Here is a 16716-nt window from a genome sequence, read left to right as displayed (position 1 = left end):
AGAATTCTACAAATCAAGCAGCATCAATCGTCATCCATAGTATCGGTTATGGAGCACTTTATCAGTCATCACAAATCATACTGTAACCAAATTACAGAGAACTAACTATATTCTAGATATTTAGCGGGTTAAAGTGTGGTTAATGATGACTACTTTTAAGCAACTGAAGTAATTCATATAATACATTTATCAATGAAGATTCATAGCAGATACTAACGAATACTATACAGATTGAGTATGACCACCACTAATACTTATCTGTGATGAGACATACGATAATGAAAAAACCCAATCATTTTGATTGGGTTTCAAGACATAAACAACTCAATTTGAATCAGGAATGTGCTCTCGCGGTCTGAATATAGATATCTCTGAGCTGCAACGCAATCGGTCCCGGCTGACCATCACCAACGGGCTGGTCGTCGATTGCAACAACCGGCCAGACAAACGTAGTTGCCGAACTGATAAATGCTTCTTTGGCTTGCATGGCTTCCTCGATAGTAAATAAGCGTTCTTCAACCGCCAGTCCGGTGTCTTGAACCAACTTCATCAAAGCCGCACGGGTAATACCATGCAGAATATCATGACTGAGTGGCCTTGTGACTAATGTTCCTTCTTGCGTCACGATGTAAGCATTGCTGGAACCCCCTTCAGTCACGTATCCATCTTCAATGAGCCACACATCATCAGCTCCTGCGGCGTGTGCTGCATGCTTTGCCAGACACGCTGGCAGCAGGCTGGTGGTTTTAATATCCCGGCGTTTCCAGCGGATATCGTCAAACGAAATCACTTTAATGCCATGCTTCACTTTCGGGCTATCAACCAATTGCCTTGCCTGAGTAAATAAAACTAACGTCGGCTCAATCGCATCTTGGTAAGAAAAGTCACGCTCCCCTTCATTACCCCGGGTTAATTGCAAATAGATGCCCCCTTCAACCAAATGATTTTTTTCAATCAGTGTTTGCTGAATGCACGTTAGTTGCTCCGCAGTAGCTGGCATTTTAATTCCCAGCTCACGACAAGAACGTTCCAGACGAGCAATGTGCCCCGCATTATCAATCAGTTTGCCATCCAATACCGATGTCACTTCATACACGGCATCGGCAAACAGAAAACCCCGGTCAAAAATTGATACTTTCGCTTCAGATTCTGGAACATACGTCCCATTCACATAAACAATCCGTTCCATAAATAATTTTCCCTTTATCCCCATAGTTCCGAACCAAAAGGCAGCATTTGATTTTTTTCAAACTCAAAACCATGTTCAATATCCTGATTCAGCAATAACGGGCCATCCAGATCGACGACATCAACTCCCTGAGCAACAACAAATGCAGGTGCCATACTGAGTGAAGAAGACAACATACAACCCACCATAACCTGTAATCCCGCTTCCTGAGCGGCTTGTTTCAACGCCAATGCTTCGGTTAAGCCACCGGTTTTATCAGTCTTAATATTAATCATGTCATAGCGACCAATTACACGACTCAGGCTCTGCCGATCATGGCAAGATTCGTCAGCACAAATCGGTATCGGCCGAGGCAAACGATCTAAAACCATATCTTCATCGGCATGGAACGGCTGCTCGATCATCGCAACATTCAGCTGCTCTAACTCAGGAATCAACGCTTGATAGGTTGCAACATCCCAAGCTTCATTGGCATCAAGAACAATCGTTGCCTGTGGTGAACCACGACGAACAGCACGGACACGCTCCAGATCCTCCGGGCCACCCAACTTTAACTTGAGCAACGGGCGAAAAGCATTCGCGACCGCAGCCTCTTCCATCTTGTGCGGTTTATCGAGCGATAATGTATAAGCTGTTGTCAGCGCACAAGGCGTTATCTGGAGCTGCGACCAAATCGTGGTTTGACTGAGCTTGCATTCCAGATCCCACATGGCGCAATCAACCGCATTCCGAGCCGCCCCGGCAGGTAATAAGGGCTGAAGTTGCTGACGGTTAATTCCACATTTGATTTCAGGGGAAATGCCCTCAATCAGTGCGATAACGCTGTCGACAGACTCGCCATAACGATGATAGGGAACACACTCTCCCCGCCCGATGAAACCATTTTTTTCCATCTCAACTACGATTGTTTCCGCGGAGGTCTTACTGCCGCGGGAAATCGTGAAACTACCGCGAATCGGCCAGCTTTTTCGGTAGAGACGAATATTCACGAGAACACCGCCAACTGATCAACAATACGTCCGACGCCTTGGCGGAAAGGATCAACCACCGGTAATCCAAGCTGTTCTTCAAGTGCTGTCATATAAGACAATGCCGCTTGCTCATCCAATCCAGACGTGTTGATCGATACCCCGACAAACTGAACATCCGGATTAGTTAAACGCGCTGTCGTCAGATTGGCAGCCATACAGGCATCAATATCCGGCAAGGCATAATCCGGCAACCCCCGCATATGCTGACGCGTTGGCTCATGACACAACACCAGCGCATCCGCCTGAGAGCCATGAATCAATCCAGTGGTAACGCCGGCAAACGACGCATGAAATAAAGAGCCCTGCCCTTCGATGACATCCCAGTGATCAGGGCTGTTGGCAGGAGATATCGTCTCAATCGCACCAGAAATAAAGTCAGACACCACACAGTCAGCACTGACCCCCTCCCCGGAAATCAGAATCCCGGTCTGACCGGTTGCCCGAAAATCGGCATCCATCCCGCGGTCACGCATTTCTTTCTCAATCGCAAGCGACGTATACATTTTTCCTACGGAACAATCGGTTCCTACGGTTAGCAAACGCTTACCCGTCCGTTTTTTACCATTCGCGACCGGATAAACCTGAGTCGGATAGCGCACATCAAACAAAGCACAACCTTGTTTCTCTGCGCACGCGACCAAAGCGGGAATATCGGTCAATTTATTATGTAATCCCGACGCAATATCCATTCCCGCTTCTAACGCTTCAACCAATACATTAATCCATTCATCAGAAATAATGCCGCCTCGGTTTGCAACACCAATCACCAGCGTTTTTGCCCCGGCTGCCACTGCGTCCGATATGCTCATATCAGGCAAGCCACAATCGGCATTGCAGTTTTCTAAACGAAACTGTCCGACACAATACTCTGGGCGCCATGTCTTGATGCCTTGGGCAACCTTCGCAGCTAATGCATCAGCTGCATCACCTAAAAACAATAAATACGGTTTCTTCAGTTCCATCTCGCAATCACTCCATCCAAGTCAGCATAAATATAAAATGTTCATTATGGGTTAATCATCATTTACAGAGCAAAATACATGACAACATGAAGGAAAGGAAATGAGCAACAAAATCATTTTTGCGCACCATTAATGAATAAAAATTCAATAATAAACACATAAAAGAATAAAAATTCACTCAATTGCAGAATACGCATATAATAGAAACCGCCAGTCCTGTGTATTTTTTCAGAGTCTTATTCTAAACCCACTGACTGAATCAGAAAAATGCACGGCCTACACTCCTTTTTCAAATTTATATAATTTTACAGAATCGGTCATTTATCAGTGATTCAAACTATTAAAGTGAGCTAAACAAAATCTTACAAATATGTGACTATAGTCACTAAAATAATGATAATTTATGTATATATCTATCGCTCCCGATTCTAGGAGTGACTTTAAATGGTGCAAATTGCCCTATATTGGTGCTTAATATCAATATATTGTCGGTCAAGACAGATCCTCAAAATAGAAATCACATGATGTTCACTTATGTGTCTGACCGGTAACCTATAGAATTGCTCTCTCACTGAATTGAAATTTAAAACCAAAAAATACAAACTTTACAGCATAAAATGAAAGACCATATCATTACTGATGTCGTTAACAACATTTCCCAAACACATACCGCACATATAGGGCTTCCTCACCCCAATAAGCAGTCAGAAAGCTTCCCGTAATCTCAAAGCACTGGCCTGCATATTGCTTCTTCTGCCTTGCTATTTGGATATGATGAAAGTTAGTGAAAATTACACAAATCTCATCTGCTGATGGCATGCTTGTTGAGTGAAGCGATAGGATACGCATTATTAATACGTTAATGATTAATATATGCATTGCTCAAGCAGGCGATATACACTGTTGTAACAGAAAATTAAAGATGATCTCTATGTTTGCCCAAATCAGGAACGATTATGATTACTGCTGAAGCGGTTATTGATTTAAATGCATTAAGGAATAATTTCACCTTATTAAAATCCCACTGTGATAGTGGTACCAAACTGATCGCAGTTTTAAAAGGTGATGCTTACGGGCACAACGCCATCCGAGTCGCACACGCACTACCACATGCCGACATGTTTGCTGTCTCCCGGATTGAAGAAGCGATTGAATTACGCTCGGCAGATATTCTTCAACCCATCTTATTATTGGAAGGTTGCTTCTGCCCGGAGGATCTCCAGCTGGCCGCACAGCTCAATTTTCACACCACGATCCACTGTATTGAGCAACTACGAGATTTCGAGCAAACGCCACTGACGCAACATACCCCGGTTTGGTTAAAATTAGATACCGGAATGCACCGCCTCGGCGTTCAGCCCGATGAGATCAGTGCGTACATCACACGCTTGGAAAAAAGCGGAAAAATTGCAGGCGATGTTGGTTTTATCAGCCATTTCAGCTGTGCTGACGACCTGAATTCACATTCCACACTGGCTCAACTTGAACGTTTTAAAGCGCAGACACAAGCGTATCAAGGGATGAAAACACTGGCTAACTCCGCCGGCATTTTGTTCTGGCCAGATGCTCACTTTGACGCTGTCCGGGCCGGGATTGCCTTGTACGGCATTGCCCCGAGTATTGATGAAATTGGTCAGCAACGTCATTTGACACCGGTGATGACATTACAGTCCAAGTTAATTGCTGTTCGTCGGCACCAGGCAAACCAACCCGTCGGCTATGGTGAAAATTGGACCTCAGATCGAGACACTTACATTGGTGTGGTCGCAATGGGCTACGGTGACGGCTATCCGAGATCGGCCCCGAATGGAACCCCCGTCTATATTAATGGCCGTATTGTGCCGATAGCCGGCCGGATATCCATGGATATGATAACCGTCGATCTGGGACCGAACGCAACCGATCAGGTTGGAGACCGTGTTGAACTTTGGGGTAATCATGTCCCGGTCGAACAAGTTGCCAAATTAGTCGGAACAATTCCATATGAACTGGTAATTCAGTTGACTCGACGCGTTGTCAGAACCTTTATCAATGAATGACAATCACGACACCGCCATTTACATCGACTGAACCACCGCTGACTGCTGCAACGCCTGACGGATCTTCGCCGCAAATTCAAGTGCATGGGCACCATCTCCGTGGATACAGATAGTGTCGGCTTGAATATCGATCCACTGCCCGTCGGTTGTCCGAACCTTGCCTTGGCAGACCATATCAAGCACTTGAGTCAAGGCCGCATCGTCATGATGAATCAAGGCATCGGGTCGGTCGCGTGGGGTTAACGTACCATCAGGCTGATATGTGCGATCCGCGAAAACTTCATGGGCCACACGCAACCCTTCGGTTTCTCCGGCACGAATCAGTGCACTGCCGGATAATCCATACAATACCAAAGTTGGATCAACATCTTTCACCGCCTGAGCAATTGCTGCAGCCAACAACGCATCCTGAGCAGCCATATTATATAAAGCACCATGCGGTTTCACATGATGCAAATATCCGCCGGCAGCACGAACAAACCCGTGCAACGCTCCAATCTGGTAAACGACCATGTCGTACGCTTCCTGAGGAGAAATCGCCATCATCCGACGACCAAATCCAGCGAGATCCGGTAATCCCGGATGTGCACCAATGGATAAACTTTTCTCTAATGCATGTCTGACTGTCTCGCGCATCACACACGGGTCACCGGCATGAAAGCCACAAGCAATATTTACAGAGCTGACAAAATCCATCAATGCCACATCATTGCCGAGCGAATACACCCCGAAGCTTTCTCCCATGTCACAATTCAGATCGACTCTGTTCATATTGTCCTCACTGCTTAATTCGGTAGATAACCTGAACCTTTGTCATTCCCGTTCAGCGAGAAGCCAAGGCCAGTGCCACGCGTTGTAAATAACGCGCCTGAACTGCGGTAGCCATACGGGCTTCAGCCAGAGAGACAAGCTGAAAATACACCTGCTCCCCCGGTCGCAGTTGACCTAAACGCCACAAGTCACTGTCAATGACGACAGCCATTCTCGGGTAGCCCCCACTCGTCTGCCCTTCAGCCGCCAGAATAATCGGTTGCCCATCCGGTGGCAATTGAATCACGCCAGGGAAAACCGCATGAGACACTAGCTTGATCTCAGATTGCGCCTCAATCGGCGGACCTTCGAGTCGGAATCCCATCCGATTACTATTGGGACTCACTTGCCACGCGGTGGTGAAAAACTGTTCTTGAGCATGGAGAGAATAGTGTCCGAATTCCGGTCCGACACAGACACGAATGATCGCATCGGGAACCGGCAGTAAAATACCAAAGTGCTCATCGGACACCGCATCATGGATGTGGCGGTTTTTTCCTACAGGCAGCCGATCACCTTTGCGCAACGGCCGTCCATCAACACCGCCGAAACCAGCCTGTAAATCGGTTGCAGCAGCGCCCATCACCAGCGGCACATCGATCCCCCCTTGAACCGCAAGATAAGCACACAATCCTCGCTTAGGCATGTAGAGTTTTAATTGCTGTCCGGCGTAGGCGCGATAACGCCAACCCGGATAAACTGGGAGATCATCGCATCGGGCAAAGCAATCCGCTCCGGTCAGCGCAAAACAAACATCCGTCTGAAAGAGAAACGTACTGGTCCCGAACATGATTTCCAACCCGGCAGTATTATCGGGATTACCGACTAATCGATTGGCAATCGTCAGCGCCAGAGCATCGAGCGCACCAGCACGGGATACCCCTTGATGACGAAATCCCTCACGCCCCAAATCCTGAACACTCACCAGCGGGCCGGTCTGTCGCACTTCAATCACAATCAACCTCCGCAACGGTGAACGTGACCCTATCCCCCGGTAACCAAAAAGAAGGTTGCGCACGTTGTGGATCAAACAAAACTACGTCAGTTCGTCCAATCACTTGCCAGCCTCCGGGAGATGCATTGGGGTAAACTCCGGTTTGCGCACCACCAATCGCTACGGAACCCGCTGGAATTTTTGTTCGGGGTGAGGCATGTCGGGGCGTATGCAGCGCTTCAGGTAACCCGCCAAGGTAAGCAAAACCCGGCTGAAAGCCTAAAAAATAAACGCGATATTCCGCCTCAGTATAAAGACGAATCACCGCATCAATACTCAATCCGGCATGATCCGCAACATGCGCCAAATCAGGACCATTATCGCCGCCGAATGTCACGGCAATTTCTAGTTGCCGTCCGTCAGTCTGTACCATGTCGTCGGCAGCCCAGTAGTGATGGAACAGCTCGCATACAGAGTCATATTCATCCGGCTTGTTGTCGGTTATGTATGGCTGAACACGAACCGTCAGATTATTCATACCGGGGACAACATCGACCATTTCCGGTCTGGTTTTCAGCTGTTCCGCGATTGCCCAGATTTTCTGTTGCTGAGATAACGTCACCGGATCCGGTGCCTGAAGCACATAGCTATGCTCTCCTAACCGGTAAATGTCAATTTGTCCGGATTCTCTCACTCAAACCTCCCTCCATGTTAGTGATGTCGGACATGACAGAATCAATACGATAACACTCAAAACCAGACCGTGAATGGGTCTGGTTTTGAGTGTTGATCTTAAATGATGTTTCTGACCGAATGACGATGAATAAAGGCTTTAATCTCCTCAATCGGCATCGGTCTGGCGTAATACCATCCCTGCCCGATCACCGCGATATCTCGTTTACGCAGATAATCAACCTGTTCGGGGGTTTCAATCCCCTCCAACACAATCGTGACATCCTCAAAACCTTCCAGCAGATCTAACATCATGTTAACGGTTCGTCCAGCAATCGTGTCAGTCCCTAACGCACTGGTAAACATCCGGTCAATTTTAATCTCATCCGTATAAATATCACTGAGCCACGACAAATTCGAATATCCTGTCCCGAAATCATCAAGCGACACTCGGAAATGACGCAGTCGGAGCGAATCACACACGGAAACAACATCCTGACAACCAAAGGACGAGCGCTCGGTAATTTCAAACATGATCTGATTCACATTGACTGAATACTTGTTCACGATTTCAGTCACGCGTTCAATGAAAGGCTTGGTCAGGTACTCATCCACAGCCAAGTTGATGCTCAAGGTGTATTCCGGATACTTTTGTAAAACTCGCGCCATATCTTGAATCGACTGCTCGACAACAAACAGTGTCAGTTGGCGAATCTGCTTCGTCTGTTCCGCCAAAGGAATAAAGACCTCTGGACTGATGTTCCCCAACAGTGGGTCATGCCAGCGACATAACACTTCAAACCCTTGAATCCGTTCATCTTTTAGCATAAATTTGGGTTGATATACCAACGAGAGTTGCCGATGTGCAATCGCCTTACGTAAGCGACTCTTCAGCTGTTTATCCCTAGAGGCGGGCATTCCCCATGTTTTATAGCTGAGTAAGATAAATAAGATCACAACGACAAAGGCACTCAGGGTCGGGCCATTCAAAGCATGATAGAGAAAGGGATGATTATCTCTGACCAACACACAGAGCGACGGTGTATTGCTACACTGTTTTTCAACCGACAAGCGGCGGGACAAATTCCCGTCCGGTTGAATTTCCGGCAACACGGTATCTCCCAACCGTTCAAAAACATACTTCAGGCTCGCGCTGCGAATTTCCACCGTATAATTATTCGAGATTTCAAAGCCCTCAAAGACCCGGGGAGCGGTCATCGTAATGACGTTATCGCGAAAAGTCAGATCAATCGGAACATGATTCGGCAACGATTCAAACTGGTAACGTTTTACAAAAGAATAACCATTCGACATATATTGTGCTTCTGGCAGCCGGAGTGGCGTCTCTAACTTTTTGAGTGTCAGGCATTGAATCATCCCGCCTTCGATCCGGCCAATATCGGCAATAAAATGGTTAACATGCAGAATGTCCTGCATCAAATGTTCATCTTCCTGACTACATGGAACCGTATCACTGTCAGCCAGCAATTGTATTGCCTGATTTAATTGTGTTGCAATTTGGGTTGCATGACTGAGGGTAAGATGAGCCACATTTTTCATTTCTTCACGATGAAATGTCGTCATCATCATCTGCGCAAAAATGCCCAGAAAGAGGCTCGTAAGAACTATCAATTGCATCGGCTGTTTCAAAACTAAGCCGTATAATCTGATTCTGCTTGTCTTGTGCAGCTTGTCGGATGGGTGTTCTGCCATATAAAATCCTAGTTTGCGACTTCCGTACTTAGGTAATACCAACCGAGTAACCTCCCGACTCTATGCAATCATAATACTGATTATTTTCGTGCTTAATGACAGTTTAGTTCACGAAATTCAATACAACCTATACAGGGTCATCATGAGATGACTGGAAATTATTGTGCAATTCTATACCAAAAGTGTTCATTATTTGAATCATATGCACGAAATAACTGAGTGATCTCTCAGTTTATCTGCTTTTGACATAACCACTTTTCATCAGAGTACGCTCACATCATTAACGATGGAATCGGACCACCTCGATCGCTGAATTGGGTGTTCATCCGTGATGAAACGATCCACACTCATTTCAGAAGCTGTCATTTACAAACACCAATTGACATATGTCAATGAAATCATTTATAGTCGCTACTGTTCACAGAAAAGCATATCAATTCGCTTGTATCTGTTATCCGAATTAAACAGGCGCAATGACATATATCAATTATTTGTAGTACAAGGAGCATTCATGAATATTACCAATGTTGCATTTATCGGTTTAGGTGTAATGGGATACCCGATGGCTGGCTATCTTGCCAAGGCAGGCTATCAAACTCACGTCTATAACCGTACGCATACCAAGGCGGAAACTTGGGAACAACACTATTCCGGTAAATCTTATCCAACCCCGAAACTTGCTGCTGAAGGTTGTGAAGCCATTTTTCTCTGTGTCGGTAACGACCAGGATGTCCGCAGCGTCATGTATGGTGATGATGGGATTATTGCCGGAGCTAAACCGGGTGCAATTATCGTCGATCACACCACCACCTCTGCTGAACTTGCACTTGAGCTGGCTCAGGCATGTCGGGAAAAAGGCATCTCATTTGTCGATGCTCCCGTATCCGGAGGACAAGCCGGCGCTGAGAATGGCACACTGACAATCATGTGTGGCGGTGAAGCTGAGGTCTTCAGCCAAATCCAACCCGTTATGGCCCATTACGCCAAACAGTCGGAGCTTCTCGGTACGCACGGGCAGGGCCAACGCTGTAAAATGGTCAACCAGATTTGTATTGCCGGAGTCCTCCAAGGGCTAAGTGAAGCATTACAGCTGGCACAAGCAGCCAATCTGGATATTGAACAAGTGGTCAATGTGATCAAACACGGTGCTGCCGGCTCTTGGCAGATGGAGAATCGCGCTGTGACAATGTCACAAAATAAATTTGATTTCGGCTTTGCTATCGACTGGATGAGAAAAGATTTAGGCTTCTGCCTGAATGAAGCGGCTCGTCACCAGATTGAGCTCCCGATGACAAAAGAAGTGGATAGCATGTACGCAAAACTTCAGGATCGAGGTCTGGGACGGATGGACACTTCGGTGTTAATTAAAGCCTACGATAAAACATCAATATAAATCTTGATCATCGGCATGATTGATGAACCACAAAATTTATGGTCGAAGCAACATCACTTCGGCCTAATTTTTATCATGATAAACGACTTGCCGTTTCAATACATACGGATACAGTCCTTGATTAAATAATTCAGATCAATCATTTAAATTCCTCACCGAGAGTTGATGATAAACCACCGCTTTAAACTGAATGCCCGCCTGTAATTTTCAATCATACAAAAACATGATATACCTTCCATTTTTATATTTCACGACCATTTTTAAATATTATTTCATTTAAAAAACAAAATTTATCAATGCCATTGTTAAATAACATAAACCCACAATATCAAAAATATCATTAAATATTTTACGAATAATTTAACATAATGATACATTTCAAAAAAATCAAAACAACCATCATCACTACCGATGAACGCCATCAACAATGCGAATACAAAAAATACATATAAATCATATATATAAACAGATTCGAATTCACAAAATCGAACCAAAAAACACATAACATCCGTTATTCAATGGATTCATCCCATCTTCAACATAACGTATGACATTTTATTTATTACTTGATAAACATCACGAAAAATTTATTTAATTACCCAACCAAATAACACTGAAACACAATAATTTATGATGATAGGCATATAGATTATTCGCTTACTTTTTACGATAAAAATAACAGTTCAATAATTAATTCCACAGATAACACATTCAGGTTTTGACAGGCCGTTATTCTATCGCTAATTGTTAATGTGTTTGATGAGACTATTTGACTTCAGTTTATTTTCAGTTTTTTACTGACAAATCTATAGCTCTGCAAGTTGTCACCAATGACAAGCAAATATGAATTTTTATCTCAATTTATAGACTCAGGGTCGAGTCAGGGGGTGGATGAGCATTCATTTATGGATAACAACAGATCATATTCAGCAATAAAAATAAATACTTAAAAAATAATTGAAAGGAGTAACAAATGAGAAAACAGCAAGTTTTCAAAAACATCAGTTGTAAGAAACAGACCCTCAGTATTGGGATCAGTCTGGCTCTGGCTGCTTTATCCGGTTCTGCGTATGCAGGATGTACCTATGAAGTTCAGAGTGACTGGGGCTCAGGTTTCGTTGCTAACGTGACTGTTAAAAATGATACTTCCAGCGCTGTATCAGCATGGAACGTGGGCTGGGAGTTCACCAAAGGTGCTAACATCACCAATATCTGGAACGCTGTCCTGTCAGGCAGTAACCCATACACTGCCAGCAGTACTCCCTCAAACGGTAGTCTACAGCCCGGATCCAGCACCACATTCGGCTTTCAAGGTACTGGTACATCTGAAGTCCCAACCCTAACCGGTTCACTGTGCGGTGATAATGGTGATGGTGGTGACAATGGCGGCGGCGATAACGGCGGTGGCGACAACGGTGGTGGCGAAGGTAACCAAGTTGTCTTCCGTGTGAATGAAAATGGTCACATCACCAAAGATGATGTCGTCAAACCTGTGCGTTGTGGCTCGTGGTTTGGTCTGGAAGGCCGTCATGAACTGCCAAACGACTCTGTCAACCCAAATGGTGCTCCGATGGAACTCTACATGGGTAACACTTTCTGGGCGAACAACAGTCAGGGAACAGGCCGGACGATTCAACAAACCATGGATGAAATCAAAGCGAAAGGCATCAACCTGATTCGTCTGCCTATCGCACCGCAAACACTGGATCCAGATGACCCTCAAGGTCAGCCTCGCGTCTTTAAAAACCACCAATCTGTTCGTGCAACCAATGCGCGTCAGGCGTTGGAAGATTTCATCAAACTTGCTGACAAAAATGGACTCGATATTCTGCTCGATATCCACTCATGTTCGAATTATCTCGGTTGGCGTGCCGGACGTTTGGATGCAACCCCACCTTACGCAGATGCCAATCGTGATAACTACATCTACAAACGTGAAGGCTACTCCTGTGGTACAGATGTCGGCTCTGGCGTGATTGTTCAAGAATACAACGAACAGAAATGGCTGGAAGACCTTCGTCAACTGGCCCGTTTCGCGGATGAGTTGAAAGTGAACAACATCCTCGGGATCGATATCTTTAACGAACCATGGGATTACACTTGGACCGATTGGAAAACGCTGGCTGAACATGCATATCAGGCCATCAACGAAGAAAACAAAAATGTTCTGATCTGGGTTGAAGGGATTGGTAGCGTCAAATCAGACGGTACACAAAATCCTCACGGTGATGAAGCAACCAATCCAAACTGGGGAGAAAACTTCTTTTCCATGGCAACCAACCCACTGGACATTCCAAAAGATCGTTTAGTGCTGTCACCACATACTTACGGCCCTTCTGTTTCCGTACAGAAACAGTTTATGGATCCGGCTCAGCCAGAATGTGCCGGCTTGTCTGAAGATGATGCTGCAAAAGCAAAATGTAACATTGTGATTAACCCAGAATTGCTCAGACAGGGCTGGGAAGAACACTTCGGTTACCTCAAAGATGAAGGCTATGCGATTGTGATCGGTGAGTTCGGTGGTCACTATGACTGGCCGGAGTCTGGCGCAGTCCGTATTCAAGATATGTGGGGTTACCTCCCTCGTTCTGATTACGATAAAAAATGGCAAAATGCGTTTGTTGACTACATGTCAGACAAGAACATTGAAGGCTGCTACTGGAGTATCAACCCAGAATCAGACGACACCGGTGGTTTGTACAGCCACGCCTACGATGCACGGACCAACACATCAGGCTGGGGTGAATGGACAGGCTTCGAAACTGAGAAATGGGATATGTTACAACGGTTGTGGGACTCAAATACCGTCAAGTAACAGTTGATATTTGACCTCTCATTATAGTGAAGGAGTTCTGATGAGAACGCTCTACATTATATTTCTTGCGGGCATCACGCTCGCAGGAACTGTGCAAGCAAGCGTCAGAAATGGTGTGTATACCATTCAGTCGAAGGTCAGTGGTAAATTCGTCGAAGTCGCAAATGCTGACAAAAGTAATGGTGCCAACATCAGTCAATGGCCGGATAACGGCCATAACACACAACGTTGGCTCATTACCAAGCGCGATGACGGCTACTACTCCATCATTAATCTTAACAGTGCCAAAGCAATGGAAGTATACAGCGCTGGTAAGGCGAATGGCGACAATGTTTCACAATGGCAGTATGGGGGCAGTGATAACCAAAAGTGGGACATTCGGGATCTGAATAACAACTATTATGTGCTGGTGAATAAAAACAGCGGTAAAGCGCTGGATTTATGGGACTGGGACACATCTGACGGAGCCAATATTGATCAGTGGGAGGTCAACAATCTTGATGTACAACAGTTTCACTTGAGTTTAGTTCAGGCCTCTGGTGGCAAGCCGGTGGATACCTCATCCACCAATGGCATAACCAACCATTGGCCACTGAGCGGTAACTTAGGAACACACGATCCGACGATTGCCTATGAAAACGGGACTTGGTGGGAATTTCAAACCGGTAAAGGAATCTATGGCAAAGTCAGTGATAACGGCTTGGATTGGAATCCGCGACCATCCGTTTTTCCGAATGGCTTACGTTGGTGGTACACCTATGTACCCGATTTGCAAAACGATGACGTATGGGCTCCGGATGTGAAATATTATAATGGCCGAGTCTGGCTCTATTATGCTGTTTCAACATTTGGTTCTCGCGTGTCGGCAATTGGTTTGGCTTCAGTCTCAAGTTTAGCAACCGGTGACTGGCAAGATCACGGAATGGTGATTCATACCACCGCTGCCAATGACTACAATGCCATTGATCCTGACTTAGTGATTGATAAAGACGGTGACCCATGGCTGACGTTTGGTTCTTTTGGCTCGGGTATCAAGCTGGTCCGCCTCAATCCAATCACCATGAAACCGATTGGCGATCTGTCGAGCCTGGCAAGTCGTTCCGGTGGAATTGAAGCCCCCAGTATTGTTTATCGTCGCGGTTACTATTATCTGTTTGTATCCACAGGTCGCTGTTGTCGTGGCGTCGACAGCACCTACCAGATCCGTTATGGCCGGGCTACCGATATTACCGGCCCGTATCTGGATAAAAGTGGTAAAGACATGATGAAAGGCGGCGGGACTTTACTCGATGGCGGCAGCAATAGATGGATTGGCCCCGGTGGTCAGGATATTGCCAACACCGATGTGATTGTCCGTCATGCTTATGATGCGACTGATGACGGTAATGCTAAACTGCTGATTAGCACACTCAACTGGGATAGCAACGGCTGGCCGAGATATTAGGTTAAGCCAGTGTGTTCACTTAATACGGGTCACTTTAATGAGTGGCCCGTCCATTTTTAATTATCAAACTCACTCTTGCTGCCTGTTGTTGCAAAATAAAAACATAATTGCATTTTGCAATAAAGATATGAGCATGACTGTATTGAATACTGACTACTATTTAATCAAAATCAAATAAATCAATTAGTTAAAACAATTTTAAAATTGGCACACATAGTGCAATAGTATTAGTGACCCTTATTAAGCCGAGGGTCACCTAGCCAACTGACGTTGTTAGTGAACCAAATTGTTCATATCGATAGCCAATCACACCATTGTGATTGGCTTTTTTATGAATGGTCTATCAATCGTTCATCGCTTGCTGCAAATGTGCTAAAAGCCAGCTCAGCGCTGCATTCTGAATCTGTCTTTTATGCCACAACAAACAGAGCTGAATGTCCTCGTAATCCATCGGAACATCACTTATCGTCAGATTGTAATTCTGTTGCCAAATGACAGAGAGCCCATGTGGCACCGTTGCTAAGAACGTTTAAAGCCCTTTCTTTCACATCTATCCAATCTATCCCCTCAAATCAAACAATCATGGTCAAAGCTTCACCACTACGATATGCTTATTTTATTCTTTTCAAATCATGCTGGCTCAGCACAAGGATAGTTTATGCCAATTGAATTTCTTCTGACTTCACTGATTGTTGTTCTGCTCCCCGGTACCGGTGTGTTATATACCGTATCGATTGGCCTGACCCGCGGTGCCAAAGCCAGCCTCTATGCGGCGCTCGGCTGTACTGCCGGTATTATTCCGCATCTGGTTGCCAGCGTTTTCGGGCTGGCGGCCATTTTACATACCAGTGCAGTCCTGTTTCAGCTGTTGAAATATGTCGGCGTGTTTTATCTGGCTTATCTGGCTTGGGGCATGTGGAAAGACGCCGGGGCACTGACACTTCAGAATGAAAACACGCATCAAACGGGTTATCTTGCTATTGCGTCCAAAGCCGTGTTGATTAACTTACTCAACCCGAAACTGTCGATCTTTTTTCTCGCCTTTCTGCCTCAGTTTGTCCCTGCGCAACAAACGGCTCCGATACTGCACATGTTGATCCTGAGTCTGGTGTTCATGTTGATGACCTTCGTCGTGTTTGTCATCTATGGCCTGCTGGCCAATAAAATCCGTCATGCCATCATCCAGTCACCCAAAATTGTCCGTCGGATCCAGAAAAGCTTTGCCGGACTGTTTGTATTGATGGGGATAAAACTGGCAGCGATGGAACGTTAGTTGTTCAGCGAGGCAGGTGACGTATCACAAATCGTCACGCCCTGAACCTCAGAAACGGCATGATAGAGTGACGCTTTGCGGGCAATGACTTCATGTGCCTGCTCTTTTCCGATGTATATATGATCGTTTGCAAACAGGTGACACCCGTTCACTTCGATGTGACCAGAAATCACATAGATTTGCTCCCAGCCCGGGTGAAAATGTCGCGGAAGACAAGCGCCCTGTTCCAGTTGGAGTAATGCTATATTCGGGCCGGGTTCCGACTGGTGCAGCCACGCATAACGAATCCCCGGATAAGGTGTATCCTGCCACACTCGCTGTGCAGATAAAGAAACAGATTCTTTCATTAATTCTTATCCCATCTCCATTTACTGTAATTATGTACAGTACCTTGCTAAGAATCTGTTTTCAATATTCTGCTGAAAAAAAGCCTCACTCACC

General features: G+C 45.6%; 13 protein-coding genes. 5 read left to right on the top strand and 8 right to left on the bottom strand.

Annotated elements, in window-relative coordinates; all coding sequences use genetic code 11:
* Window positions 1-334: 334 nt before the first annotated feature.
* Genes AC55NX_RS05390 through dgcN form a run of 3 tightly spaced genes read right to left on the bottom strand, consistent with a single transcriptional unit; the run spans window position 335 to window position 3182 of the window.
* A complete protein-coding gene (locus AC55NX_RS05390) occupies window positions 335-1189 on the bottom strand; it encodes a D-amino-acid transaminase (protein ID WP_496994815.1) in 855 nt (284 codons plus the stop codon).
* 14 nt (window positions 1190-1203) lie between these two features.
* Window positions 1204-2178: an N-acetyl-D-Glu racemase DgcA gene (gene dgcA, locus AC55NX_RS05385; protein WP_496994814.1), complete on the bottom strand. Its 975-nt coding sequence runs from the start codon at window positions 2176-2178 to the stop codon at window positions 1204-1206.
* On the bottom strand, window positions 2175-3182 hold the full coding sequence (gene dgcN, locus AC55NX_RS05380) for an N-acetyltransferase DgcN (RefSeq protein WP_496994813.1): 1008 nt from the start codon (window positions 3180-3182) through the stop codon (window positions 2175-2177). Before dgcN ends, dgcA begins: the two co-directional genes overlap by 4 nt.
* Window positions 3183-4138: 956 nt before the next feature.
* Here dgcN and alr point away from each other — a divergent pair.
* A complete protein-coding gene (alr, locus tag AC55NX_RS05375) occupies window positions 4139-5221 on the top strand; it encodes an alanine racemase (RefSeq protein WP_496994812.1) in 1083 nt (360 codons plus the stop codon).
* Between the two features lie 18 nt (window positions 5222-5239).
* Here alr and AC55NX_RS05370 read toward each other — a convergent pair whose 3' ends face one another.
* The 4 genes from AC55NX_RS05370 to AC55NX_RS05355 all read right to left on the bottom strand — a co-directional run bounded on the left by AC55NX_RS05370 (window position 5240) and on the right by AC55NX_RS05355 (window position 9275).
* A complete protein-coding gene (locus AC55NX_RS05370; RefSeq protein WP_496994811.1) occupies window positions 5240-5992 on the bottom strand; it encodes a LamB/YcsF family protein in 753 nt (250 codons plus the stop codon).
* 52 nt (window positions 5993-6044) lie between these two features.
* Window positions 6045-6986: a 5-oxoprolinase subunit C family protein gene (locus AC55NX_RS05365; protein WP_496994810.1), complete on the bottom strand. Its 942-nt coding sequence runs from the start codon at window positions 6984-6986 to the stop codon at window positions 6045-6047.
* Window positions 6979-7659, bottom strand: coding sequence for a 5-oxoprolinase subunit PxpB (gene pxpB, locus AC55NX_RS05360; RefSeq protein ID WP_496994809.1), 681 nt, complete (start codon window positions 7657-7659; stop codon window positions 6979-6981). The genes AC55NX_RS05365 and pxpB overlap by 8 nt, the downstream gene beginning before the upstream one ends.
* A 98-nt stretch (window positions 7660-7757) precedes the next feature.
* On the bottom strand, window positions 7758-9275 hold the full coding sequence (locus tag AC55NX_RS05355; protein ID WP_496994808.1) for an EAL domain-containing protein: 1518 nt from the start codon (window positions 9273-9275) through the stop codon (window positions 7758-7760).
* A 586-nt stretch (window positions 9276-9861) separates the two neighbouring features.
* On the opposite strand from AC55NX_RS05355, the gene AC55NX_RS05350 reads away from it, so the two are divergent.
* The 4 genes from AC55NX_RS05350 to AC55NX_RS05335 all read left to right on the top strand — a co-directional run bounded on the left by AC55NX_RS05350 (window position 9862) and on the right by AC55NX_RS05335 (window position 16275).
* Window positions 9862-10743, top strand: coding sequence for an NAD(P)-dependent oxidoreductase (locus tag AC55NX_RS05350; RefSeq protein WP_496994807.1), 882 nt, complete (start codon window positions 9862-9864; stop codon window positions 10741-10743).
* 973 nt (window positions 10744-11716) lie between these two features.
* Entirely contained in the window at window positions 11717-13558 is a 1842-nt protein-coding gene (locus AC55NX_RS05345) for a cellulase family glycosylhydrolase (RefSeq protein WP_496994806.1), read from the top strand.
* A gap of 40 nt (window positions 13559-13598) precedes the next feature.
* A complete protein-coding gene (locus AC55NX_RS05340; protein ID WP_496994805.1) occupies window positions 13599-15002 on the top strand; it encodes an RICIN domain-containing protein in 1404 nt (467 codons plus the stop codon).
* Window positions 15003-15660: 658 nt separating this feature from the next.
* On the top strand, window positions 15661-16275 hold the full coding sequence (locus AC55NX_RS05335; protein ID WP_496994804.1) for a LysE family translocator: 615 nt from the start codon (window positions 15661-15663) through the stop codon (window positions 16273-16275).
* Here AC55NX_RS05335 and AC55NX_RS05330 read toward each other — a convergent pair.
* Window positions 16272-16622: a cupin domain-containing protein gene (locus AC55NX_RS05330; RefSeq protein ID WP_496994803.1), complete on the bottom strand. Its 351-nt coding sequence runs from the start codon at window positions 16620-16622 to the stop codon at window positions 16272-16274. The genes AC55NX_RS05335 and AC55NX_RS05330 overlap by 4 nt on opposite strands.
* Between the last annotated feature and the right edge of the window lie 94 nt (window positions 16623-16716).

It is taken from the genome of Vibrio rubrogenes (assembly GCF_059641415.1).
The sequence above is the reverse complement of the archived record's forward strand: the minus strand, read 5'-3'. Positions and strand labels throughout refer to the sequence as shown.

Coding starts and splice junctions, on each gene's coding strand:
- AC55NX_RS05330 (WP_496994803.1), bottom strand. CDS start 16,622: ATGAAAGAATCTGTTTCTTTATCTGCACAGCGAGTGTGGCAGGATACA.
- dgcN (WP_496994813.1), bottom strand. CDS start 3,182: ATGGAACTGAAGAAACCGTATTTATTGTTTTTAGGTGATGCAGCTGAT.
- AC55NX_RS05390 (WP_496994815.1), bottom strand. CDS start 1,189: ATGGAACGGATTGTTTATGTGAATGGGACGTATGTTCCAGAATCTGAA.
- alr (WP_496994812.1), top strand. CDS start 4,139: ATGATTACTGCTGAAGCGGTTATTGATTTAAATGCATTAAGGAATAAT.
- AC55NX_RS05335 (WP_496994804.1), top strand. CDS start 15,661: ATGCCAATTGAATTTCTTCTGACTTCACTGATTGTTGTTCTGCTCCCC.
- AC55NX_RS05340 (WP_496994805.1), top strand. CDS start 13,599: ATGAGAACGCTCTACATTATATTTCTTGCGGGCATCACGCTCGCAGGA.
- AC55NX_RS05370 (WP_496994811.1), bottom strand. CDS start 5,992: ATGAACAGAGTCGATCTGAATTGTGACATGGGAGAAAGCTTCGGGGTG.
- AC55NX_RS05350 (WP_496994807.1), top strand. CDS start 9,862: ATGAATATTACCAATGTTGCATTTATCGGTTTAGGTGTAATGGGATAC.
- AC55NX_RS05345 (WP_496994806.1), top strand. CDS start 11,717: ATGAGAAAACAGCAAGTTTTCAAAAACATCAGTTGTAAGAAACAGACC.
- AC55NX_RS05355 (WP_496994808.1), bottom strand. CDS start 9,275: ATGCAATTGATAGTTCTTACGAGCCTCTTTCTGGGCATTTTTGCGCAG.